Annotated in this window: 38 protein-coding genes; 5 read left to right on the top strand and 33 right to left on the bottom strand. The window is 29.2% G+C overall.

What is annotated here, in order from left to right:
* From UEQ13_RS03275 to UEQ13_RS03405, 27 genes are all read right to left on the bottom strand, one after another.
* Positions 1 to 468, bottom strand: a complete 468-nt coding sequence (locus UEQ13_RS03275) for a hypothetical protein (protein ID WP_329804976.1) — start codon at positions 466 to 468, stop codon at positions 1 to 3.
* Entirely contained in the window at positions 456 to 992 is a 537-nt protein-coding gene (locus UEQ13_RS03280) for a hypothetical protein (RefSeq protein WP_329804977.1), read from the bottom strand. The genes UEQ13_RS03275 and UEQ13_RS03280 overlap by 13 nt, the downstream gene beginning before the upstream one ends.
* Positions 993 to 1,212: 220 nt before the next feature.
* A complete protein-coding gene (locus tag UEQ13_RS03285; RefSeq protein ID WP_329804978.1) occupies positions 1,213 to 1,509 on the bottom strand; it encodes a hypothetical protein in 297 nt (98 codons plus the stop codon).
* Between the two features lie 10 nt (positions 1,510 to 1,519).
* A complete protein-coding gene (locus UEQ13_RS03290) occupies positions 1,520 to 2,251 on the bottom strand; it encodes a glycoside hydrolase family 19 protein (protein ID WP_329804979.1) in 732 nt (243 codons plus the stop codon).
* Entirely contained in the window at positions 2,251 to 2,397 is a 147-nt protein-coding gene (locus UEQ13_RS03295; protein ID WP_329804980.1) for a hypothetical protein, read from the bottom strand. Before UEQ13_RS03295 ends, UEQ13_RS03290 begins: the two co-directional genes overlap by 1 nt.
* Entirely contained in the window at positions 2,397 to 3,143 is a 747-nt protein-coding gene (locus tag UEQ13_RS03300) for a peptidoglycan-binding domain-containing protein (RefSeq protein WP_329804981.1), read from the bottom strand. The genes UEQ13_RS03295 and UEQ13_RS03300 overlap by 1 nt, the downstream gene beginning before the upstream one ends.
* A gap of 2 nt (positions 3,144 to 3,145) precedes the next feature.
* Entirely contained in the window at positions 3,146 to 3,577 is a 432-nt protein-coding gene (locus tag UEQ13_RS03305) for a hypothetical protein (protein WP_329804982.1), read from the bottom strand.
* Positions 3,578 to 3,579: 2 nt separating this feature from the next.
* On the bottom strand, positions 3,580 to 4,083 hold the full coding sequence (locus UEQ13_RS03310; RefSeq protein ID WP_329804983.1) for a hypothetical protein: 504 nt from the start codon (positions 4,081 to 4,083) through the stop codon (positions 3,580 to 3,582).
* A 377-nt stretch (positions 4,084 to 4,460) separates the two neighbouring features.
* Positions 4,461 to 4,649: a hypothetical protein gene (locus UEQ13_RS03315; protein WP_329804984.1), complete on the bottom strand. Its 189-nt coding sequence runs from the start codon at positions 4,647 to 4,649 to the stop codon at positions 4,461 to 4,463.
* A gap of 2 nt (positions 4,650 to 4,651) precedes the next feature.
* On the bottom strand, positions 4,652 to 5,446 hold the full coding sequence (locus tag UEQ13_RS03320) for a hypothetical protein (protein ID WP_329804985.1): 795 nt from the start codon (positions 5,444 to 5,446) through the stop codon (positions 4,652 to 4,654).
* Between the two features lie 2 nt (positions 5,447 to 5,448).
* Complete coding sequence (locus tag UEQ13_RS03325; protein ID WP_329804986.1) at positions 5,449 to 5,790, bottom strand: hypothetical protein; 342 nt, start codon at positions 5,788 to 5,790, stop codon at positions 5,449 to 5,451.
* Between the two features lie 15 nt (positions 5,791 to 5,805).
* Entirely contained in the window at positions 5,806 to 6,168 is a 363-nt protein-coding gene (locus UEQ13_RS03330; RefSeq protein WP_329804987.1) for a hypothetical protein, read from the bottom strand.
* A 74-nt stretch (positions 6,169 to 6,242) separates the two neighbouring features.
* On the bottom strand, positions 6,243 to 6,788 hold the full coding sequence (locus UEQ13_RS03335; RefSeq protein WP_329804988.1) for a hypothetical protein: 546 nt from the start codon (positions 6,786 to 6,788) through the stop codon (positions 6,243 to 6,245).
* 36 nt (positions 6,789 to 6,824) lie between these two features.
* Complete coding sequence (locus UEQ13_RS03340) at positions 6,825 to 7,451, bottom strand: hypothetical protein (protein WP_329804989.1); 627 nt, start codon at positions 7,449 to 7,451, stop codon at positions 6,825 to 6,827.
* Between the two features lie 34 nt (positions 7,452 to 7,485).
* Positions 7,486 to 8,151, bottom strand: coding sequence for a hypothetical protein (locus tag UEQ13_RS03345; RefSeq protein WP_329804990.1), 666 nt, complete (start codon positions 8,149 to 8,151; stop codon positions 7,486 to 7,488).
* Between the two features lie 6 nt (positions 8,152 to 8,157).
* A complete protein-coding gene (locus UEQ13_RS03350) occupies positions 8,158 to 8,937 on the bottom strand; it encodes a hypothetical protein (RefSeq protein ID WP_329804991.1) in 780 nt (259 codons plus the stop codon).
* A gap of 140 nt (positions 8,938 to 9,077) precedes the next feature.
* A complete protein-coding gene (locus tag UEQ13_RS03355; RefSeq protein ID WP_329804992.1) occupies positions 9,078 to 9,305 on the bottom strand; it encodes a hypothetical protein in 228 nt (75 codons plus the stop codon).
* Positions 9,306 to 9,794: 489 nt separating this feature from the next.
* Positions 9,795 to 9,953, bottom strand: coding sequence for a hypothetical protein (locus tag UEQ13_RS03360; protein ID WP_329804993.1), 159 nt, complete (start codon positions 9,951 to 9,953; stop codon positions 9,795 to 9,797).
* The gene (locus tag UEQ13_RS03365; protein ID WP_329804994.1) at positions 9,937 to 10,074 is read right to left on the bottom strand and encodes a hypothetical protein; all 138 of its coding nucleotides are present in this window, start codon (positions 10,072 to 10,074) and stop codon (positions 9,937 to 9,939) included. Before UEQ13_RS03365 ends, UEQ13_RS03360 begins: the two co-directional genes overlap by 17 nt.
* 56 nt (positions 10,075 to 10,130) lie before the next feature.
* Positions 10,131 to 10,424, bottom strand: a complete 294-nt coding sequence (locus tag UEQ13_RS03370) for a DUF3850 domain-containing protein (protein WP_329804995.1) — start codon at positions 10,422 to 10,424, stop codon at positions 10,131 to 10,133.
* Between the two features lie 5 nt (positions 10,425 to 10,429).
* Positions 10,430 to 10,771, bottom strand: coding sequence for a hypothetical protein (locus UEQ13_RS03375; protein WP_329804996.1), 342 nt, complete (start codon positions 10,769 to 10,771; stop codon positions 10,430 to 10,432).
* A 14-nt stretch (positions 10,772 to 10,785) separates the two neighbouring features.
* Positions 10,786 to 11,010: a hypothetical protein gene (locus UEQ13_RS03380; RefSeq protein ID WP_329804997.1), complete on the bottom strand. Its 225-nt coding sequence runs from the start codon at positions 11,008 to 11,010 to the stop codon at positions 10,786 to 10,788.
* Position 11,011: 1 nt separating this feature from the next.
* Positions 11,012 to 12,739 carry a hypothetical protein gene (locus UEQ13_RS03385; protein WP_329804998.1) on the bottom strand — a complete coding sequence of 576 codons (1,728 nt, stop codon included), beginning with the start codon at positions 12,737 to 12,739 and terminating at the stop codon, positions 11,012 to 11,014.
* Between the two features lie 82 nt (positions 12,740 to 12,821).
* Entirely contained in the window at positions 12,822 to 13,019 is a 198-nt protein-coding gene (locus UEQ13_RS03390) for a hypothetical protein (RefSeq protein ID WP_329804999.1), read from the bottom strand.
* A 45-nt stretch (positions 13,020 to 13,064) separates the two neighbouring features.
* Positions 13,065 to 13,256 (bottom strand): hypothetical protein, encoded by a 192-nt coding sequence (locus UEQ13_RS03395; RefSeq protein WP_329805000.1) that lies wholly within the window; start codon positions 13,254 to 13,256, stop codon positions 13,065 to 13,067.
* Between the two features lie 8 nt (positions 13,257 to 13,264).
* Positions 13,265 to 13,519 carry a hypothetical protein gene (locus UEQ13_RS03400; protein ID WP_329805001.1) on the bottom strand — a complete coding sequence of 85 codons (255 nt, stop codon included), beginning with the start codon at positions 13,517 to 13,519 and terminating at the stop codon, positions 13,265 to 13,267.
* A 1-nt stretch (position 13,520) separates the two neighbouring features.
* The gene (locus UEQ13_RS03405) at positions 13,521 to 14,093 is read right to left on the bottom strand and encodes a hypothetical protein (RefSeq protein ID WP_329805002.1); all 573 of its coding nucleotides are present in this window, start codon (positions 14,091 to 14,093) and stop codon (positions 13,521 to 13,523) included.
* Positions 14,094 to 14,209: 116 nt separating this feature from the next.
* Between UEQ13_RS03405 and UEQ13_RS03410 the strand changes: the two genes are divergently transcribed.
* Genes UEQ13_RS03410 through UEQ13_RS03430 form a run of 5 tightly spaced genes read left to right on the top strand, consistent with a single transcriptional unit; the run spans position 14,210 to position 16,188 of the window.
* Positions 14,210 to 14,590, top strand: a complete 381-nt coding sequence (locus UEQ13_RS03410) for a hypothetical protein (RefSeq protein WP_329805003.1) — start codon at positions 14,210 to 14,212, stop codon at positions 14,588 to 14,590.
* 6 nt (positions 14,591 to 14,596) lie between these two features.
* Complete coding sequence (locus UEQ13_RS03415) at positions 14,597 to 15,157, top strand: hypothetical protein (RefSeq protein ID WP_329805004.1); 561 nt, start codon at positions 14,597 to 14,599, stop codon at positions 15,155 to 15,157.
* A 55-nt stretch (positions 15,158 to 15,212) separates the two neighbouring features.
* A complete protein-coding gene (locus tag UEQ13_RS03420) occupies positions 15,213 to 15,713 on the top strand; it encodes a hypothetical protein (protein ID WP_329805005.1) in 501 nt (166 codons plus the stop codon).
* Complete coding sequence (locus UEQ13_RS03425) at positions 15,713 to 15,985, top strand: type II toxin-antitoxin system YafQ family toxin (protein ID WP_329805006.1); 273 nt, start codon at positions 15,713 to 15,715, stop codon at positions 15,983 to 15,985. The genes UEQ13_RS03420 and UEQ13_RS03425 overlap by 1 nt, the downstream gene beginning before the upstream one ends.
* 53 nt (positions 15,986 to 16,038) lie before the next feature.
* Positions 16,039 to 16,188, top strand: a complete 150-nt coding sequence (locus tag UEQ13_RS03430) for a hypothetical protein (RefSeq protein WP_329805007.1) — start codon at positions 16,039 to 16,041, stop codon at positions 16,186 to 16,188.
* A 277-nt stretch (positions 16,189 to 16,465) separates the two neighbouring features.
* Here the strand turns inward: UEQ13_RS03430 and UEQ13_RS03435 are convergent, their stop codons facing one another.
* The 6 genes from UEQ13_RS03435 to UEQ13_RS03460 form a co-directional block, all read right to left on the bottom strand.
* Positions 16,466 to 17,104 (bottom strand): peptidoglycan-binding protein LysM, encoded by a 639-nt coding sequence (locus tag UEQ13_RS03435; protein ID WP_329805008.1) that lies wholly within the window; start codon positions 17,102 to 17,104, stop codon positions 16,466 to 16,468.
* 290 nt (positions 17,105 to 17,394) lie between these two features.
* A complete protein-coding gene (locus tag UEQ13_RS03440; RefSeq protein WP_329805009.1) occupies positions 17,395 to 18,777 on the bottom strand; it encodes an exopolysaccharide biosynthesis polyprenyl glycosylphosphotransferase in 1,383 nt (460 codons plus the stop codon).
* Between the two features lie 61 nt (positions 18,778 to 18,838).
* Positions 18,839 to 19,849, bottom strand: coding sequence for a glycosyltransferase family 4 protein (locus UEQ13_RS03445; RefSeq protein WP_329805010.1), 1,011 nt, complete (start codon positions 19,847 to 19,849; stop codon positions 18,839 to 18,841).
* Entirely contained in the window at positions 19,818 to 21,188 is a 1,371-nt protein-coding gene (locus UEQ13_RS03450) for an O-antigen ligase family protein (RefSeq protein ID WP_329805011.1), read from the bottom strand. The genes UEQ13_RS03445 and UEQ13_RS03450 overlap by 32 nt, the downstream gene beginning before the upstream one ends.
* Entirely contained in the window at positions 21,185 to 22,246 is a 1,062-nt protein-coding gene (locus UEQ13_RS03455; RefSeq protein ID WP_329805012.1) for a glycosyltransferase, read from the bottom strand. The genes UEQ13_RS03450 and UEQ13_RS03455 overlap by 4 nt, the downstream gene beginning before the upstream one ends.
* Entirely contained in the window at positions 22,243 to 23,364 is a 1,122-nt protein-coding gene (locus UEQ13_RS03460) for a glycosyltransferase (RefSeq protein ID WP_329805013.1), read from the bottom strand. The genes UEQ13_RS03455 and UEQ13_RS03460 overlap by 4 nt, the downstream gene beginning before the upstream one ends.
* Positions 23,365 to 23,456: the final 92 nt, after the last annotated feature.

Genomic DNA, 23,456 nt, shown 5'->3' on the forward strand with positions numbered 1-23,456 from the left:
CTAATTCGTAATTAAATATTCTTTGCCTAAAACCGTAATAATTGCTTCGGTTTTTATATCGTTTGCCGATTTTATTTTAATTAAATTTTGCCAATTTAAAAGATTTGGCATTATTGGAATTTCTACCACTAAATCTTTTAAAACATAGTTGCTTTTTGCTGGAATAGTAATGTAACTTCTGTTAACATTTATTTGTGCTATCTTATTTCCTACATTGTCTTTAATGTTGATTTTTTGTAAAACAGCAATAATACCATCGGGCTTAAAATCGTCATTTGTTGGATTATGCAAACTAATATCAAGATTAAACTTGATTATAGAATTTTCAATTTTAAGATTACGAAAACCAGTAGGAAAGGCTTTTAATTTACTCACAGTCGATTTCCAATTATCCATTTTTTTTTGAAATAACACATAGGCTAAACCGCCTATTAATGTGCCTATAAATATGTCTTTTACAATTGCCATGGTGTTGCTTTTTTTCTAATGAATGTGAAAATTTTGAAAACAATAAAAATCATAAAAATACAACCCATTAAAAGCACGAATTTTTCCAGCTTTGACCTTGGTTTTTCAACCAATACGGGTATCTTTTTTATTCTTATAATTGTTTTCGCCTTACTACTATTGGTTTTAGTGTCTTCGTTTTTTGTTTGTGCAATTTTTGAATAAAATTCGAGTTGTTTTTTTAGTTTATTATAAAGCAATTGATAACTATTATCGCCCGAACTTTTAGAAGTGTTTAACTTTAATAAAATTTCATCAACTTTTGCATTTACTAAACTATCAAACTCACGTTTCCCTGTATTACTTTGTATTACTGGAGTAATAACTTTGTCGTTTATTACCTGGTTAACAACAACTGTTTTTGTACTGTCTTTTTTATTTGTTTCTGTTGATACAATAGTATCAGTACTAATCATTTTTTTAGAAGTTTTACAACTAACTAAAAAAGTAGAAATAAGTAATAAATATATGATTGATTTTTTCATCGTTTTACTAATTGATTTTTATAAATTGCGTGTTTATGTTGGTGAAAGTCAGGCAAACCAATAACGTTTACACCTACTTAAAAAGCGACTATTCTCATACATATAAAAATTCTTTTATAAATCATATCTGTTTTTTATTTTTAAAATTGTAAGAGTCGTTACATCGATTATTGGTAAAAAATCCACACCGTAATAAATCCCTACAACTTCGATTAAATGTTTAATTATATGCTTTTTCATGTATTTTACAATTGGAGCATTTTTTTGAATATTCTTTTACTTGCTTTTCTAGTTCCGATATTTTTTTAACGTGTCCATCGATTATAATCTGCATTTCTTCTAATTTTTTATCAGTTGCTAAAGTCATTTTTGTATAAATTGAATCAATAGCATCTAATGTTGTAGCTTCTGCTTTTTTAATTTCTGATTTTCGTGTTTTCCATAATAAGTAAATTGAAAAAATTGAAGTTGAACCAAATAAGGCGGTTAAAATTGCTAGTATATCTTGTAATTGCATAAATTATTTTTTAAAATGGAAAAGGCTTGTTTTTGATAGCAGATAAACCGCCCCAATAATCATAACTGGACCTATAAACTGACTTGCTCCGAATCGCTTTGATTTTTTTTTTTAATATTGTTAGTGTGTCTGCTTTCTTGTATTTTGCTAAATTTTCAATTCGCTTATCTATATTTAACTGACCGCCATTTATTATTTTGGTAATTGTTTTTATTTTATCATCATCGGCTAGTTTGTTTAAACCGTTTGGAGATGTTGGGTGTAACTTGGTTCTTACAGTCCAGTACCATCCAGCAATATCAATTGCAATACTTGGTGTTGATGCTAAACTAGGATTTGAAACTACATCTACTCCAGAATAACTTTTATATGCTTGGTAATTTGCTCTACCTGTAATTTGAATTAGTCCACGACCTCTAAATTTCCAACCATCGCCCGTTTGTGTGTTGCCTAGGTTTTTTTTACCCCAATCGCCTCCATAAATGATATTTGCAATCATTTCTTTATTTGCGTTTAGAGAATTTGACCTACCGTATTTTTGTGCTTGCTCGTGTGAAATTCTACTTCCAAAAAGTTTAATTAATTGGTCTGCTGTATAATTCATATTTTCATCAAAGCGAGTATAACCACCGCTTTCTTCATCTAATTGAGCCAAAAAGTGAGCCACACGCAAAGGTGTATTTATTGCGTATTTTTTAAAACATTTTAAAAAAGAAACGCTATTTGTAAGTAAAAATGTCATTATAATACTATTTTTTTTGGTTGGTTTTTAGGTTTGGCTGGTTTGGCTTTTTTAGTTGCTTTTGTAGTTACTTCAGTTTCAAATGAAGCAAGAAAAAGTAAACCCAATAAACCAAAACCAACTAATAAACCTGTATTTGTACTCATTATCTCCAATCTTTTAAGCGGATTTGACTTAATTTTTTTTGATGCAATAATGCAGTTTCTGTTTTTTTACCGAAATCCCCATCTGCTGTAATTTTTAATCTACGTTGTAGTTCTTTCACTTCATTGCCTTTCACTCCACGCTTTAATAGTTTATTACTATCTAAATGCGAAGCATTAGGGTTTATTATTGGTAATATTTTATTAATTGGCTTAATAACCTTTGTGTCTGCAATCCAATAATATGTAACAACCCCAAAACTACCAGTACGTTTAACAACATATCTATATGTTCCATTACTCATTTTGCCAACCCAAATAATTGTACCTATTGCATCACCGTTTTCAAATTTTACATATTTTTCTCCTTTTGAAAAATATGATCCATCCGCTTTTTTTCTAGCAACATAGGTTTGTGTCCCATAATATCCGTTTGCCATAACTTGCTGACCAATTGGATAAGCAAAATTTTCATTTGTTCTTATTGGAACTTGAATTACTTCATTTGAAATGTTTGGAGTTGCTAAAACTGGTTTTTTTGGCGGTTTTGGAACTACTGGAGTGGATACTTCAACTTGTGTATTTACAGTACCGTAATCTGTACTTTCTTCTTGCTCTTTTTCTTTTTTATTTCTAAAGTACCAAATTGCACCGCCACCTAGTAACAAAACTATACCACCACCATAAAGTAATTTTTCGTCGTTGGTTAATGGTTTTTTTATTGGCTGTTTTTTTGAAATTGTTGCCATAATTATTTTATATATTTAGGAAATAATGTTTTTAATGTTTTGTATTCATCTGAATTTGCTCCTAATTCATTTTTCAACCAATAAGGTAACGGATAATTATTTATAGCGAATTTTTGACTTCCGAAATAAGAATTATACTTTGGTTTGCCAAACGCTACAACAACTTGATAAAATTGCGGTTGTGTAATTCCTGTAAGCAATTCCAAAATATCATCTTCTAACGTGCCTTCAAGATATTCTTCGGGCAACATAGCTTCTTTTAGCTTTCTTGCAATTAGTTTAGCATTAAAAGGTTCGCCATATAATGTAACATTTGCATTAGTATTGTTGTTAGAGTAAGTTACATTTGGTTTACTCGATTTTATTATTTGATAGCCTAAAAAACCTATTCCTAAACCAATAATTGTAATTGGTATAATTTTTCTTGTTTCCATAATTAAAAAAAGTCTGGGAATAATGCTTTTAATTGCAGTAATTCTCGTTCATTGAAATCGGTAAACCATTCAATCATATTTTGTCCTTTTGAAAGCGGTGTTGCTCCAGCTCTTTTGCCAAACTGATTATAAATACGAACAAAATCGTTAGCGTTTAATCGGTTGCCGTTTGTTCCGCTAAGTATTTTTAATACTTTAGAAAAATTACTCCCAATTCCATACATTGCTCTGAAAATAGCAGTTGCTTTGTTTTTTGCAATAGCAGTAGAAATGGTCGCTTTCATTTTTCTGTCTTCGGGTAATTTTTTAAATCCGTTGAAAATTTTATTATAAGCAAACACTCCAACTCCAAATAAAGCACCTAATACAAAAACACTTTTAACAATTGAAACAGAAGTACTCACGGCTTCGTTTGCGTTTTCTAAACCGCTACTTATTGCTTTTTGCCCTTGCGGACTTGATGCAACGGCTGTAATTAATGCTGGGTTTCTTAATCCTTTTTTCATCGTTATATTTTGTGGTATTGGTAGAGGTTAGTTTTTGCGTAATTTCATTTTATCTAATAGTTAAAAAAAACTTGACAGGAAAATTTCCTGTTAGTATTTAATTTAGGTTTTCAGTTGAATATAAACAGCCACTAACCTTTACACATCTGTAATACGTTTAATGTTAGTTTTAGTAGAAGTTAAATTTGTCTAATATTTTTAAAGAACCTGGAACAAGAAAAATCTTGTTTTTGTATTTTAACTTTTTTAGACAGTATCTTTGCTAGATTTTAACTTTTTTGCCACTAACACGCATTACATTTGTAGTAAACCAATACAGTATTTTGTAGTTATTTCGCTTGCTGGGAATGGAGATAACCAACAAGCTACTCTAACTACTACATCATCATCATTTCAATTGTAGCCCAATTTTCTTTTAGCATTTCAACTGCTTTTTTAGATTTTCGCAATTTTACTAGTTTAGTAATTGTGTCTTGGTCTAAAGTTGCCAGTGCCTCTAATTGTGCTTGTAATTTTGCTTTTGTAAAAGCATTTGTGTTTTCGGGTATTTTTATTTGTATCTCCATTTCTATACAATTATCATATTATATTTTTGTAGCAATTCTACCAATTCGTTTGAAAACGCACCATCATCGTCATTTATGGTTACTTTTTTGTAAATAGTATTTAATAGTTCTATGGTGTCGTCTTCTAACGTTTTGATTAATTCTAAAAATTCAATTTTAACATCTGTAAAATCACTTGTATCGCCGTCATCATAAACCGCACCTAAACCACTAATTGGGGTTGCATTAGGAACATTCATACCTAAACCAGCCATTATCGTTGGTGCTTGTTTTATTGCTCCTAAAAGCATATTGTTGAAAGAATCGCTTTTTTGAACGGTGAACTCTCTATTTAATTTTTCACGCTCAAGAACTTTATGCTTTTTTTTGCTTTTTTTTAATTTAGCCTTTAGTTCGTCATTTTCTTTTTGAAGTTCAACTGCTCTAATCGATGCAATTTTTAAATCAATAATTTCATTAACATTTAAAGGTGTATCTTTTTTTTTCTTTGCTTTTTCTTGCTTTTCGGGTTTGGTTTCAACATCTTGTTTGTTGTTAGTATTTCCGAAAGTAACATCAAACGGACTACCAATATTTTTAATTGAGTTTCCGTTTTTTCTTCGTTCTTGTACAGTCAAATTTGTATGTCCTTGAGAATAAATACTCTCGAAATAATCCTCAGCACATCCGTAATCTTCTTGTATTTTTAAATGCGACAAATTTGTACAAACATAAACGCCTTGCACTTTGTCATAAATTGAAACCGAACACAAAGTATCGGTATTCAACTTTTCCATTAATTTTTCTAATTGCTCCATTATTAAATTATGTGTTTGTAGATAACTACTATTTTGTCTTTGTAAGGCACTTTCTCCTTATTAATAACTTGAAAATCAAAATATTGTTCAATTACAACACCGTTTACTACTTTTTTAGTTGGTTCTTTTTCTAAATAAAACTTTTGAAACTCAACATCTAAAACCAGGTTTGATATTGTATTATCAGCAGGAACAATAATTTCCTTTTGGTTAGGATATACAGGTAGCCCAGCAACAAACACAATAGTATCGCCAGCATTAAAAACTTTTAATGCGGTAATGTTATTTAAACGTATTTCGCCACTTTTTGTGTACTCTGTATTTATTACTGCTGTTCTTAACATTTTGCTTTTATTTTATTAATTTGAATAGAAAAAAACTACTTCAACTTCAATTCCGCTTACAGTTCTGGATCCTTGTGAACATTCAAGTTTATATGTTCTACCCATGGTATCAAATCCTAACGGTTTTAAACTATCTAGGTATGTTCCCCCAGCTCTTTGTTCCCAATTTCTAATATTTATTGATGGTACTAATTCTAGGTTTTCATCATCTTTTAATGCTAATGATAACATAACACCGTTTTTTTTATCAACATCGTTTGTATAAGCAACGGCGTGAGAAATAAAACCAATTGGCAAAGTGAAATTTTCAACAATAGAATTACTTCCTGCTCTAAATACCAATTTTTGTTTAAACTGAACTTGTTTTAATTGACTCATTTTTTTTGATTTAAGAAAAAAAGCCGTTACCATTTAAGGCAACGGCTTTTATATTATTGTTTTTTAATATTTGCTTACACGTTTGTACGCTGAATACCCATTAATTCCACACGTAAAAACGCTGGTCTGTCTGCTGGTAATACTACGTTCTCTGGCATTTCAATAGTCAAAGCAAAAGGGATTTTATCTCTTAATACACCTAGTGTACCTAAAAATTTAAAGTCGCTATTTTTGAAGTTTTGTAAAACCGTCATTGGTAACGAAAAAATAACTTTGTTATCTTGCGTTAATTTCAATTCAGCATTTTGCAATTCAGCTGGTAAACCAGTAGCGTCTTGATAACTTGCTTCTTTTTCTGAATTTCCATTTTTTGAAAACATTACACGAATTGCACTAATTGGAAATTGTTTTCCAATTGCAATAAAATTTCCTGTAAGGTTGGTTACACCTACTTCTTTTTTAGTATTACTACCTACTAAATTAATAGTATTAGAAGCCCCAGCAACTTTTGCATTAATATAATAAACTTGGTCAGCATAGTCCGCCAGATTTTTATCTCTAACAACTGTTTTTCTTTGAGCCTGTAAAGCCTGTTGTGCTTTTTGAAATTCTCTTGTCATTTTTCCTATTTTTTATGGATTTGTAATTTGTTTTTTTTAGTATAAATCTTCTTGTTCTTCAAAACCGCCTAATCCGTCTTCGTCATCATAAACGCCTAAACCGTCTTCGATTTCATAAGCACCTAATCCGTCTTCATCATCAAAACCAGCTAAACCGTCTTCGATTTCGTAAGCACCCAATCCGTCTTCAATTTCATAAGCACCTAAACCGTCTTCGATTTCGTATGCACCTAATCCGTCTTCGATTAAGTTTCCGTATGGGTCAATGTACCCACCTAATCCGTCTTCGTGATAGTTTCCATCAACGTCAGTATAACCGTTCAATCCGTTTACAGCACCTGAAAGTCCAGTTGCTTTTTGTAAAAATCTACCTGATGCAGTTTCTGAATTTAGTTTTGATGCAATTTTTTCATTTGAGAAAATGCTTTTTACAACCTCAAAACCTTGTGCGATTGAAACACCAAGTGCAGCACCTCTTAAAAAATCGGCTTTAGTTCCTGTACCTGTTACTTTTGTTGCTGCAAATCCCATTCCTACACACAAAACACCACTAACTGCTGTTTTTACTGTATTAGAAGATTTTCCCAACATTGTTCCTGTCAAACCTCTTGACAAAGCCCCAGCCAAAACACCCGAGCCAATTTGTATTACTTCTTTTTTCATTTTGTTATTTAATTTTTCAGTTAATGAAATTTTATTATTTAGCTACTGGAGCTGGATTAGAGTTTTTTGACATCGCTAAACCAATTCCAATAACTGCAACCGCACCAATACCAACATAAAGCATAGTATTATCTTTTTTTGTTGTTTCAGTTGGTGGAGTGGTTTCAGTTATTTGATTTACTGCTTCCTCTTTCAAATTATCAACTGGAATTTCCTTAATGTTTGAAAGTGTTTCTAATTGTGCTTCGTTTGGAACACTTTGTACATTAGTTTTTACAGGTGCATCGGCTTGAACCGCACCAGTACCAGCAGTAACTTCACTAAATTGATCGGGTGTCATTACATTTGGAGTTGTAGTATCTACATCTTGAGCCACTGCAATTTGAGTAACAACATTTGCTTCTCTAGCATTTAAAGCTCGACCTTGTTTTGCTTTATTCATTACAAACTTGCCTACTTTTGTATTTGCTAATTTTACTGCTCCTTTTGCTAGTTTACCCGCTTTACCTACTTTTGCTAATTTAGTTGCAATACCTACTGCTTGACCGCCTGGGATAAATGTTGATGCAATTGAACCAACTGCAATAGCGTTTTTAAGATTTACATTTTTAAGTCTTACGTTTTTTTTCAAAAACTTTCCAACTTTCAAACCTTTGTTTAAGCCATAGCCTAAACCGATTTCGTTTTCATCTATAATCATTGTGAATTATTTTTTTGTTTTTGCTTTAACAATCTTTCCGCCTTTTGCGTATTTGAACCCTTTTTTTAATGTTCCGTCTTTTTTAAGTCCATCTTTTACAATGACACTACTACATAATTTTTTGGCTGTTATTGTTTTTGCCTTGCCTTTTAATCCAGTACTTTTTTTTGTAGTACTTTTTTTAGCTGGACAATTCAACCCTAAATGTGGTAACTTATTACTCATAAAAACATCTTTTTTTATTGTGAAAACTGGTTCATTAGTTTGTTTTATAGTTCCATCAATAACCAAATGACCTTTGTCAAAACTCCCAGTTAATTGATTAATCGGAACAACTACATACACGTGTGTAAATTGTTTCGGGTTAAACGTTGGCTGTTTTATCTGACGTATGTAATGCTTTAAACCCAAGTTTGTAAGGATTGAACTTGCAAAAATTGAATAACTTTTACAGTCTATTCCTGATTCCCTTGAATGCCACCAAGCATTGGCTGGACTTCTTAAATTTTGCACAACGCCATCCGCCTGATATTGTATATGATTATACAAGAAAAAATGAATATTGTCGCACGTGGTTTTTAAAGTTTTGCCTTGAAGAACTTGTGAAAGCTGGGACACTTGTTTATAAAAAGTTAGTGTCATTTGCTTTATCATTTCAACAGAATAGAACGTGTCGCCTTTTTCTAGTTGTTTTTTTTGGTTTCTTGGTTTAGCAATTAAATTGCTAAACCGTTCGCCATTTTTGATAGTTCTTTTCGATGCTTGATTTATTTCACCTTTAGTCATTTTGGTTATTGTGTAACTTGATTGCAAATATTAGACATAAAAAAACCTCGCTTTAGAGTAAGCGAGGGTATTAAGAGGTATTCGTGAGATTGCAAGGGTATTGCAAGGTATTGCAGGGTATTATTGCAATTTCATTGCAATTAATCATTATCTGTTTGATAATATCCTTTTGGCGTTCCGTAAGTTTTTACATATTCCATAAACTCATTATGTTCAATTTGTTTTATGTCTTTTGAGAAACCTTTTTCTAGCAATATTTCGTTTATCTGTTTTAATATTCTTGCTTCGGGTTTTTGGTTGATGTACATTATTACTAATTCCTTTTTACTAACTGCGTGAGGCAATGGCTTTTTAATTGTTTCAATCATAATTTATAGTTTATATAGTTCGTTTAAATATTCTTTCTTAAATCATCATTTATGAATAATGTTTTGAAAATAATGTTTTCAAAATATTTCCAAATTCTATTTTTTCCATTAATTATAAAATCAATTAATTGCAAGGGTGTTGTTATTGAAATTGCAAAGCATAACACCCAAATAAATAGCATGTTAAGTATTATTTTAAAGCGGTTTTTAAATTTCATTTTATTTGTTTTAAAAGTTATTTTGAGCAAAAATCGATTTTAAGACGATTTCTTATTAAAAAGGTTACTTTGTCTTTTGACGATGCTAAAACCTTGTTAAATAGCTTTATTTTCAATTCTTCGTCATTTATAAAGTTTGAAAGTTTGTTTGCAGTTGTTAAGACAGACTTTTTACACTCTTTTGGGTTTTCAATTACCCTAATTACAAAGTTTTTATTGATAAAAACGTTAGTCCGATTTATTGCTTTTTTCGCTGGAATTAGTTGTGGTTTCATAGTTTTTTTATAATTGTTTTTAAACCATTTTGCTCTTTGTATAGTATGCCTTTTGTTGCATAAATTATTATTAGGTTGCTTTTTTTTGCTCTTTTATATGCTTCAAAAGTTGCTGAACGCACTTTGTTAGCGAGTGCTTTAGTTTGTGCGTTCATCGTTTTTTATGTTTTTATTGGTTAGCTTTTTTATTTCAGAATCTAAAAGTTTTATTGAATCTTCGGTTTCTTTTATTCGTCCATTAATTCCGTTTTCTCTTCCAAAAGTTCTTAATTGCATCAACTTTTTTTTGTAGTTGAAACGCATTTTTTTTAGGTGTTTTATTTCCATATTATTTATAAAATATATTCATATCCTGAAAGTGATAAAATGCAATATCCTTTTTCAATACCAAATTGCCCTCCTTCTAATAAATAAATTATTTCTCTACGATAAATAATATCTTTGTCAATTACATTAAATTCTATAATATCCCCAACTTTAAAATCTCTATCATTTTTTCTAATTTCCCATTGTTTTAATCCATTAAAATATGCTTTTGCATACTCTTCTTTTATTTTTAAATTATGTATTTTATTTCCTTTTTTAGACAAATAAATTTTTAACGCATTTAATAATATTTTTTCCATTTTTGTTAATTTTCAGATACTAAAATTTTATATAATTCATTTGATATTGTTTGCAATTGAAGTTTTCTATATTCATTTTCTTCTAAATAAATTAAATTCACAATAAAGTGATGCAATGCCCAACACTCATAATATTGTAAGTTTATTTTATATTTTTTCTCGGTTGCAATTGTTGACTTAAAAATTTTATGTTTTAGTTTATATATTTTATCTGAAATTTGAAACGCAATATTTTTAATTGCTTTTTGTTCAATACTTAAATTATAGTTTTGACTTTCTACTATAATTTCTAACAAGTTATTTAATGAAGAAACTCCCTCTGAATTAGCTATTATTGTTCTTTTCATAAATCAATTATTATTTATAATGTAACTTCAGCAATTAAAAAACCTTTTTCGTAAAATTGTATTTTGTTTGTTACATTACGTAATAGGTTTTCAGAAAACCTACGTAACATATTATTAATTATATAATCGGTAGATTTTGTGTTATGTTTTACTGGAGAATACCAGACTACATTTTTTTCGGTATTTGTGGTTAAAATAACCATTTTAATACGAGATATATTTTTGTCGAAAAAAGCCATATTAACACGTGTATTCGTTAAAATCTAATTGAATTGGTAGTATTTTCTTTTGTACTTCTACTTGTGATTGTTTTGCTTGTTCTTGTTTTCTTAATTTATTTACTGAAGTGGTTAAATTGTCGTAAAACTCTTTAGGATAATTAGCTTTTATCGATGTTGCTAATTGTTCCCATGTAATTTTATCTTTAAAAAACTGCTTAACCTTTGCATTAAATTTATAGGTTAAGGCGCGTTTTTTTGCTTTTGCTTCTTGTTTAGCCTTAGCAACTCCTTGGTTTTGTAATTTTACAATGTAATTTTTATATAATTCTTGTGTATATTCAAAACCAATTTCAAATGATTTTTTTCTTGTGGGATCAAAATAATCATTAGGGTATAATGTTTTTATATGCTCATTCTTAATAAACCATTTTCTTGCGTATTCTAATCGCCAGCGTAACTCTTGCACTTTTTCAATTAAATAAACTTTTTGCATTGGATTGCCATTATGCAACATAAATTTATGTTTTAAATACTGGTTTATAGCCAGTTTCCATGAACCTACATAAACGTTTTGATGATTGGACCATAATTTATTTGCCTGCTTAAAAAAATCTTGAATTACAATCTGTCTAAATTCTTCATTGCTTAACGTTCCAGAATGCGCTTCGTTGTATAACATTCTAATATCAATGCTTTTATAGTTAATAAATTCATTTTGATTTAATTTTTCAGCTAAAGATTGTTCGTTATCCAGAGTGGCTAAAAGCACTGTAGAATGGGTTGTTTTTTCGTCGCCCCCGCCCCCAGTTTCATTGTTTTTTATGCGTGCGGGTGTTCTTGTACCAAAATAAACAATAGTGAGGGGTTTCCCCGAACTCCTATTCAAAAGAAAATCGACTTGTTCGTTTTCTGTCCTCTTTATTTCTTTTTTAAATGTTCTTGTATTTACATCATTATCAGGTAAATCTTTCCCTTTCGAAAGGTTAAGTTGTTGATTTTCAAGGCTAGTTAATTTTTGAGTTTTGAACTCTAAAACGTTTAAAATTTCTGGGTTAATTTGATATTCTACGGCATGGGTTGTGCCTCTAAATTGTTTATTTATTAGCACTCCTGCTTCTACTAATCTATCTCTATGATTACGAACTGTTTTACCACAAATATTTAAGGCTTGTACGCCGTTTCTTTTCATTTGAGTAATAAACCATGAGTTAATTTTAATATTTGCTACTGGACGTTTAACTTCAACTTTTAAACGCATATATTGAGCGTTTACATGAATTAATTGCGAATTGTAAGCCGATATAAAAGAAGAAAAAAGTAGTTCGGTTTGATATTTTACAAACTGTATTTTTCGTTTGGATATTTTAATGTTTTTTTCGTCAAATAAATTTTGTACCTGCAAATTATATTGCTTCGGTGCAAGGTTTTTATATTTTCTTAAAAATATTTCACTAAAAACAGCCGACACAGAACCTGTAGTATAATCTTCTTGGGTAGCATTCCATTTATTTATTTCTAAATTTTCGTTTTTAACCCAATTGTTATATTCAGAAATATACTTACGATAACAATCCATCGTAAGCGAAAAGGCTTCATCCACAATACAGGGATAAGCAGCATATAAAACAGATGAACCATTGCAATTTTGTTGCAATTGATTTTCATTGCTTTCAGATGGGGTAATATTGCCAAACAAATTGCTATATAGGTTTGGTATATCTTGTTTTCGGTTACTTGTTATTTCCATTTGTTTTTGTTTTGTTCTTTAGGAACGGTATAAAACCGTCCCGTCAGAAACTATTAATGTAGCAGATGCTATACGGGTCGTTTTATTTTTTAAATTGATTTGCCATTAATCTCTCAACGGTATTTTCAACCGTCCAGTTAGTTAATTTTTTACTTTTTGATTTTGGCTTTGTGTTTTTTGTCCCTATATTTTCAGCTATATAACCCGCCAATTCTTGCATTTCTTCTATAGAAAGAAATACTTGTGCGTTGGTATATATGGCTAAAACTTTTGGGTTCATTTTAATAAAAAAATATTGTTTAATACAATTGCAATTTAATTGCAATTATTTTTTAGGTAATAAATCCTGTATTTCTCTCAAAGTGTAATCATTAATTATCATTACAAGATGTTCATATTTAAGACTATCTGTTAAAGATTTGCTATGAAAAATGTAACGATATTTTTTAACGTATTCAATTAATTCTTCTAATTCAAACTCATCTAAATCAATAAAAACTTCTTTTAAAATTGGCATATTTATTATTATTTAATTAATGCTTTTCGTTTTTTGGCTTGTTTTTCTTTGTGTTTTTTGGTAACTTTTACAAACTTTAAAATCTCAATTTCCACTTCTTCATTTTCATAACGTGCATTTACAATTTGCTGAATTAATCCAGGTGTAAAAACGCCGTTTTTTTTTGGACTTATGCCAACCGTTTCAAGATGTTTAATGATCGGGATTGAATAGTGTTTCCCTATAACATCAATTATTTCGCTTTTTTCTTCGGTACTTATCATTTTACTTTGCTTTTAAAAAATCGTAACCTATATATCTCGTGTATGCTGGAGGAATTGCTTCTTTTAATTCATCACGTGTTTTCATCCAGTTAATGCCCATTGCATTGCTCCAAACTTCTATAATGTTATTACCGGGAACTTTAAAACGTTTACCGCCTTTAACTTTTAATTGACCTTTGCCAACACACATTGCATAATCACCATTTTTAACCGTTCCTAATCGTTTAGGTTTTAATGGTTGCATCATAAAAAAATTATTCAATTCAAATTTTCGTGAGCGAATAACTTTTAAAGAAAACATATCGCCATTTAATACAATATCATTTCGGATTGGTGCTTGCAGTACGTTTTCAATAACACTTGGTTTGTTTATTGTTCTTAAAAAATCTCTTATTTCTTCACAAATTGCAGAATATTGCCTATCTGGATCTTTTGATTTAGCAACTGCGGTACTATTGCTGTATTTTAATGAACATTTGGCACTTGTTTTGCATTGTTTAATTGCAATAATTACTATATAAATTGCAATTGCATTGCAATTTTTTATATCTTGCGTTATGTTTTTACAAGGCAATATATTTTTTTTTATTATGCTTTGTGGGAACAAATATTAGAATTTTATTCTAAATAAAAAAATATTATTAGAATGATTTTCTAATTTATTAAAAATTAATTTATAAACTATTGAAAATGAGCGTTAAAGAACGTTTGAAAATTTACATAAAATATTCTAATTTATCAGTTTCTACATTTGAAAAGTCAATAAACGTTTCAAATGGATATGTTAATAATATGCAGAAAAGCATAGGAATAGATAAATTAGAATTGATTTTAGAAATATATTCTAATTTAAGTTTGGAGTGGTTATTCACTGGCAAGGGCGAAATGTTGCGAGGTATAGAAGAAAAAAAAGCAGAAAAAGCAGAAAATAATTATATGGCAGAAGAATTATTGCAATTTAAAGAAGAACAATTACAATTCTATAAAGAAAAAATAGAGTCGCTAACAGAAAAATTAGAAAATTGCGAATCTGAAAAAAAACTTATTAAGAATAGTACAAATAAATTTTAATAGTAATTGATAGGCACCATAAATTATAAAACGTTAGATGAAATTTGCGATACTTTCAATTGGAAGTCGTTAAAAGAAGATTTAGTTGAAATTTTATTAATAATAATAGAAAATTACGACAAAGGAAATTCTACGATTTTTAAAGAATTGTACAAGCCAATTGAAGGTGATGTTTTTGGGCAAGAAGAAAAAAACATAATAAACACCAAAATAAATGAGTTAAATAAATTAGGACTTGTGATATCTACCAAAGAAAGGGTCTATAACAGAACGGTACATATATCTAGTAAATTAAAGAAAAATATTTATACGAATTTTCCCAAAGAGGTAGCTTTATACAATGAATATATAACGACATTAGATGTTAAAGTCGAAGTTAAAGTTAAACAGATTAACAACTTTTATATTGAAGGTAAATTCATTAATAAAAAAGATTTCAAATTAAAAAATAATACCGAGTATAATATAAAAATAACAGAAGACAAGAGTATTATTTATTTGGAGATTTTAGAAAGCAATGACTATTTAGAGGGTTCTATGAAAAGAAGCGGACCTGCAGATAATTAATAAAATATTTTTCCATAAAATAAAAAACCTAACGTATAACTTTAACTAAGTGATTATGAATTTACAACTTGATATAAAGAAATCTATACAGCCTTTGATTTATCAAAGTAAAAAGATACGTAGAGAAAACAGCATCATAAGTACTGTAAAAATAAAAATCGATAATCACTTAACCGATTTAATTTTATTGTTTGAGGGGTATTTTAATTATGTTCACAATTTAGATCAGAAAGAAGTAAATGAATTACTTTTAAAACTACGCTATATTGGACCAATACTGAAAGACATTGAAAATCTATTAGTTTATGTAAATTTTTATGATGATAAAAATTTAAAAGAAAAAATGACTTATTTTCAATCTGTTATAAAAAAGATTGAAAAAGAATTACTTTTACAAAAAAATAATTTAGTTATGAAAACAGAAGTAAAAGAATATCCAGTAAGTAAAAACATTCCAAATACAGAAACGCTAAAAGCAATGACAGATACAGAAAATGGGATAGGGTTAACAAAGGTAAAAAACAGAGCAGATTTTTATAAAAAAATGAATTTATAATGTTTACTATAATCTTTTCTAGTCAGTTTAAAAAAGATTTTAAACTTTGCCAAAAAAGAAAATATGATTTTTCTCTATTCGATGAAATATATGATTTATTAGAAGAAACAGGAGAAGTACCCACAAAAAACAAACCTCACATTTTAAAAGGAAACTATAAAGAACATTGGGAATGCCACATAAAGCCCGATTGGTTGTTAATATGGCTGCAAGATAACGAAGAAAAAACAATAAAACTTATAAGAACAGGAACACACAGCGATTTATTTTAAAGTAATACATAAAAGTTAGAAAAAAATTAACTTTACAACAAAAAAATAAAGTTATGAAAACCATTAAATTAAAAAAGTATCCAGTTAGTAAAAACATACCAAATGCCGAAACAAAAAAAGCACTTGACGAATCTATCGCTGGAAAGTCAGAATATAGTAGTTACACAACTTTTGAAGATTTAATGAAAGAATTAAAATCTTAAAAATGTTTGAATTAATTTTATTAGGCAAACTGGTTATTAATTTGGCGAATTAATCCAATTGAAAAAGAAATATTTTTAGAAAGAACAGGAACACACAGCGACTTGTTTTAATTTAAACAAAAAAAACACACTAAAATAGCGTGTTTTTTTCAAAGCAAACGAATACGTTTTTAACCAAAAACAACAATTTTAACCTTTGCGAACGCCAGTAAAACAGTTTTAAAATCGACCGAGTAAAATTACACAATCGACCTTGTATTTTTGTGATTCAGAAAAGTTAAATTGTAACTTTTGCAAATCTATTTGGATTGATATTTGAAGTATCGTAACCATTAAATCTTTTAATGTATGATTTTAAAGAAGTTCCAAAACCATCTCTAAATCCATTTTTACCATTACTTCTAAGATACGTTTTTACAGAACTGGCTCCAGCTAAATGTGCAGCTGCTAATAAACCTGATTCTGTAATTTTGATTCCGTTTATTACTCTTCCTGAGTAATTTCTAATTTCTTTTCTTAATTCCCATTTATTGATGCTTAATAAGGCTTCAATAGCTTGTTCTTGTAAAGCTGGGTTATTAAGGAAATTTTTAAAATCGTAAACACCAACATTTCTCAATGTACTTCTTCCGAATTGGTATTTACCCATGTAGCCGTAAGCATTAACTAAATCATAAATTCCTGCAGATTCTTTTACAGCTAATGCTTGTTTGAATCCGATAAATGTTTTTCCCGTGAAAGGAATGTTGTGATCTAACTTTACCGATTCATCTTTTGAAGGAACCCGATAATCATAAACTTCTGTGTTTTCAATATGAAACCCGTCTACAGATTCATCTTTAAATGCTCTAAAACCCGAACTAATTACGGCAATAAATGCAATGGCAACTCCAAAATAAATAATGTCTTTTCTCATGTAAATTTATTTCTCAATTGGGCAAAAAAAAAGTTTTTAACAAGGTGTCTGATTGACATAAATTAGACAACACCAATTGAATTAACTGGCGCAAAGATACAACTTTTTTTATTATTTTTCTGAAAATCAACTTGTTAACATTTTTTTAAGAACCTGCAATACAATAAAAACAGCTATAATCACATTGAGTCACAAGTGATTAAGTTTAAAAAATTGTTAATAAAATTTTAAGAATTTTGTATGAAAAATAGAAAAACGAGAGCTATAATAGAAAGAAAATGTTTACAACATTATTGACCTTTCATGTATAAAATGGTTCCGAAAGTTTTTACAGCAATATTAATATCTAAGAAAATATTTCGATGTTTAATGTAATACAAATCGTATTCTAATTTCATCAAACTATCTTCCAAAGTTTCCCCATAAGGATAATTAATTTGAGCCCATCCGGTTAAACCAGGTTTTACAATATGTCGGGTATGATATAACGGAATTTCGTTAGCAATTTGATCCACAAAAACTTTTCGTTCAGGTCTTGGACCAATAATTGACATTTCACCAATAAGTACATTTATAAATTGTGGAAATTCATCAATTCTGGTTTTACGTAATAATTTTCCGAAAGGTGTAATTCTACAATCATTTACAGTCGCAAAAACAGCACCATTTTTTTCGGCGTTCACTATCATAGTACGTAATTTAAAAATTTTAAATGGCACTTCTTTTCTACCAATACGTTCTTGATGAAATAAAAGGGGTCCTTTATTCCAAATTAAATTAAAAAAGAAAATCAACGGAATAATGGCTATTAAAACAGTTAATCCAATAATGGAAAAAACAATATCTATACATCTAACCAATAGTAAATACAGTTGGTTTTGTTTTTTTGAAAAAGGGAAAAATTTATATAACGATTTATCTTTTAAATGCAAGGGAATTCTACTGGTTAAATCTTCATAAACATCTTCATATTGAGTAATAGGAATGCCATTTTCTGAAATTTCAAGCAACTTATTATACACTTCAATAGAGGTTTTTTTAGAATATTTAGCCACAACAATTTCAGAAATAAAGTGAGAGGCTAAAAAACCATTAATTTCTATTAAATTCAATTGAAATTCTGAAAGTAAACTATTGTGATTATTAAAATCAACATCTATATATTTAACTATTCGAATATGTGGATCATTGATAATAAGCTCTTTGGATAACTTATTAAAATCTTTACTTCGACAAACCAAAACTATTGGTTTATAAAAACGCTTTGAAGCTAATAAATAGATATAAAGCAATCTCCAAACCGTTAATGCTATAAGAATGACTAAAAACAACAAAAACAACTCTACCCTTTTTTTAGGAAAAGAAGGCGTAAGAATAGGTGTGAAAATAAAAAAGAGAGTCGTAAAAAAGGCCGTTAGCAATAAACCTTTAGTAATTTTAGTAGCAAAACTAACAATTATTAAATTGTACATTTCAAAAACGGTGCCTAATAAATTTATATATATCGCTAATATGGCTATCCAATAATAAGTAACACATAAATCTGCAAAATACTTTAAATCAGTTAAAGTGTGTAATAAAAACAAAAAACCGACAACAAAAGCCACATCAAAAAACCTAAGAAGAATTTTGCGTTCAGATATTTCGAAATGTTTTTTATAAGGCTTGGTCATTACTCAATTTTGAAAACTAAATATAATCATAATTGCTTAAAAAGCAAATTATTTTTTAGCATTATCGTAATAAAATTAACCACTGATTTTCAACAACTTCCCAATCCATTTTAGAAACCATACTTTTGGCATTACCAATAATTTCAATTGTTTGAGCTGGAAAATTGATAATTTGTTCAATTTGCAGAACCATTTCTGAAGCAGCATTATTAGCAACCAAATAGCCGTTTTTTTGATGAGAAATTAAAAAAGACAAACCACCAACATTAGTAGAAACAACAGGCAAACCTAACGCCATAGCTTCCAAAACACTTACTGGTGTGTTATCAAAATGAGTTGTGTTAATAAAAATATCGTGATAATTAGACAAATTAGCCCATTCTGCTTTAGATAATTTCCCAGTAAAAGTAACATTCAGCTTCAATTGATTCGCGTAATTTTTAGTAGTTTCTAAGCTACCATCTTTATCTGGTCCAACCATAGTTAAAGTGGCATCAGGATGTTTTTTTTGAAGTAAATGCAATACATCAACCGCCATTTTTGGATTATAAATTTCCGCAAAAGCACGTACCCAAAGTAAATTAGGAGCAAAAACATTTCTTTCTTTAAAAGAATAATCGGATAAGTTAATAGAATTAGGAATACACATCACATTGGAAATTCCGAAGTTTTCAAAATGAAATTTTAAATATTCCGAAGGAGAAACATTTACATGTGCATGCATAAAAACCGTTTTACACAACTTCGGATTAGAAGCCAAGCGGTTCGGTAAATTTCCACCATGCAAAATGGGAATATATTTAACACCTAATAATCTCGCCAACTGACTACTAAAAAAAGCAAACCAAAAGGCGGAAGTACTATAGGTGTCAATTAAGATATAAGCGGCATCTCTATGTTTAAGAACACCTAGAAGCATATCTACTATTCTTAAAAAACTATTCTTTTTGGAAGAATAAGAAACTACTGTAAAACCAGATTGTGATAAATTTTCACCCAAAGTTTCAACTGTGGTTTTATTTATACCATGTTTGGAAAGTTTATTGCCTAGGTACAGAATCTTCTTCTTCATCCTCTTCTTTGTTTGGTATATATACATTTAATAAACTCAAAGCATACAAAACTCCGGGAGCAACAATACGGGTAGCAGCATGATTAATGGTTAAACCCCAAAATATTAAAAATGGAAAAAAGTAAATATGGTGAAATTGTCGAGATCTAAAGTACTTTATGATGGGCATAAAAACCAACAATAATAAAATGATCATTCCAAAAAAACCATGTTCTGCTAAAAGTCTAGTGGGTTCACTATGAGCTTGTACACCTGTTAACCCATCTTCATCCCGCATCATACTGCTAATTCCTGGTCCAACTCCAAAAACAGGATTATCATAAAAAAACTTCAAATCAGTTTCCATTATATCTTCTCGTCCTGACATTTTCGACTCTTTAAATCTTCCTGCAGCATCTTGATTATTATAACGTTTATCAATCAACCCCCCCGTTTGATAAGAGGTAAACATCCATGCTGCAATTGACAATACAAATAACAAAGTAAAAACACCTGTAATTTTTGATCTCGCCTCTTTATTTAACAATTTGTAAACCATATAACAAAAAACCAAAACCATCGCTAAGGCAGTCATCATCCCACCCCTGGAAAAAGTAATTAAGCCTCTATAGATAAATAGAAAAAACAAAAACAACGAAACATAAGAATAGCGTTTTTCTTTCCTATTAAAGAAAAATTGAATAAAAAAGAGAAAAGCGCCCAATCCTAATATTACAGATATTTGATTAGGCCCAAAACCACCAGAATTAGCAAAACTGGAGGAATTATTCTCATAAATATTTGTTACATTCGTAGGAGTATAAATAATAACTACTGAAAGAATACTAATCAAAGGTCCTGACATTACATATAATAATTCATTCAATCTATTTAAAGTGATGTTTTTATTATAAGCGTACAAAGAAGCAAAAACCAAAGAAAATGGACCTAGTAAATTAAACATGATTTTTTTTCTGATATCAATTTCAAAAAAGAAAGTATTTACGGTTAATACAATTCCAGGTATAAATAACAATAAAATTAAAAAATAAGGCCACGCTTTCAAACTAATTCTTTTAAAACTAAAGCCCAAAATACAAAAATAAATAATGGAGTATTTCCCAATATCATACAAGGAGCCACCAGACTTCATTCGAAACAAAACCTCTAATCCTACAACATATAACATAAGAGTTAAAGCTTGAAAATCTCTATCATTATGTTTAACCACCCAATACGTTCCAGCAGTTAAAAAAATAGCATAATAAACAAACACAAATGAACCTATAAAATGAATAATCACTCCTAACAAAACATGTATGAGTAAATAAGTGATTTTATTTAATTTAAAAAAATTCAAGGAATTAGATTTAGGTATTTATTTATAATGGCTTCTTTAGAATACTTTGATTCTATTTCTTTTTGAAATTGTATTGCAAACTTAGCACAAATTTCAGGATTATTTATAAGATACGTCAAATGCTTTGATAGACTACTCGAATCTAATGGATCAAATAACAATCCATTAAAATCATGAGTTATCAATCTCTGACAATAACCAGCAGTTGTTGAAACCACCGTTAATTTAGCCTGAGCATATTCTAACAAAGTTACAGGAAAACCTTCATAAGTAGAAGATAAAACACCAATAGTTGCCTGACTCAAAATAAATTTCACATCCTGACAAGCATCATAAATAAATATAGAATTTTCTAATCCGTTTTTTTTAATCATAGCTTTCAAAACATCAGAATAAGCATCATCAAAATCTTTTCCAATTAAATGTAAAGTCCAATTGTCTTTATAAATTTCACTAGAAATAAAGGCAGTAAGCAATGTAACATGATTTTTTGGATTTTTTAAATTCGCCAAACACACAATGCGTTTATGATTTTCTCCTTTTAAATTTGTTTTCTCTTCCGATGTTTTTAAATCTGAAAAATTGGGGACAAAAAACACCTCCTTACAATTTAAATGTTGCAAAGACCAAGTCCTTAGTGCTTCATTAACGGTTAAAATTTTTGAAAAAAAGAAAGAACAAATTTTCAAAACCATTTTTTGTTTATCATCTTCTGCTCTATTTCCATAATGATCATGCCAAATTAATTTAATATTCGGGTTAAATAATTTAACTAAAACACCAAAAAAATAAGAACTACCATGGGCATGAACAATTTCAATCTGATTTTTTTTGATATAAACCGACATCAAACCAATAGCTTTAAGGTCGAATTTACTTTTTCTTCCTAAAAAAGCATAGGTTTCAATGTGATTAATTTCTTGTTTTAAAACACCTTCCTTACGTGTAGCCACAATGCCTGAAAAAGCAACTTTTCCAGTTAAGGCATTCGCGAAATTTACCGCCATGCGTTCAGCACCACCAGCCTCTAAACTATCTATTAATTGTACAATTCTCATGTGACAGCTAGAAGTTTTATAATTTCATTTTCGAAATATTCTGTGGTATAATGTTGCGACCAATTTCTCGCTTCAATACACTTATTTAAATACTGTGTTTCATTATGTATCAAATCATAAACCAATTGCGTATCAGCTTCAAGATTCAAACTCAATAATTTACCTCTTTTTTCAGAGTCAATCATATAATTTACACATGAAACATTAGTAGTTAGTGGCAAACATCCCCAAAACATGGCTTCAGCAACAACTTTCGGCCAACCTTCAGATTTAGAAGCTAAAATTAAAAAGTGACTTTCTTTATAAGCTTGCTCTATATGTTCTTTGTTTTGATTTCCTTTTAAAAAAATAAAAGTTGCCAATCCATTTGATTCGATATGTTTTTCTAATTCATTTCTCAAAACACCGTCACCAAACAAACTTAACTGAACATCTAATCCCAAATTTTTCAATTTTTCTACCAATCGAATAGCATATAAAGGTTGTTTTCCAATTGATAAAGTTCCAACAAAAACAAAGTTAATTTTCTGTTTTAAACTTCTCGGAAGAATACTTTCTTTTTTAATTTCAGAATAAGTCGCTGTAAAAAAGGATTTTATATTTTTAGAACTTCCTGCCCATTCACCATATACTAAAACTTGCATGTTTTTGGTTAGAAAAGTAGTGTTTAAAATCCATTTCTGTATTTTATAACTAAAAGGTTGTTTCGCATTGGGATCCCAGTTTCCGGCATATTTAGCAGTTTTAGGAGTATGTGGAAATAAAATTTGAACCAAACAACCTAACAACCCCATATTTCCAGGACAACGTAAATGTATGTGATCTGCTCTTTTCATGGCCAAAAAAATAGTCCATACAATAAACGGTAATTTAAAAAGTGTTCGAAGTAAATTTAAAAAACTAGTAGTATTAAAATTTGAAACTTCTTTAAATTTAATATTTTTATGATGATAGTCCAAATGGATGTTATCCAATTTAGACTTTTCAATTGGAGCAACAACAGTAACTTCGTTGACATATTTTAGCCAAATATTCATTTCTCTAACATACGGCGCATACCCATAATACTTGGAATTTTCTTTAATATGCTGCACATGTGTGATGATAACGAAATTCATTCTGAAGTTTTATGGGATAAAAATAACATAATATCTCTTGCTTTCCAATTAAATAATTTTTTATAGGTAATAACTTCATTTAATTCTAAACC

Origin of the sequence: Flavobacterium facile (assembly GCF_036321945.1) — a bacterium.
In the GTDB taxonomy this organism is placed as follows: domain Bacteria; phylum Bacteroidota; class Bacteroidia; order Flavobacteriales; family Flavobacteriaceae; genus Flavobacterium; species Flavobacterium facile.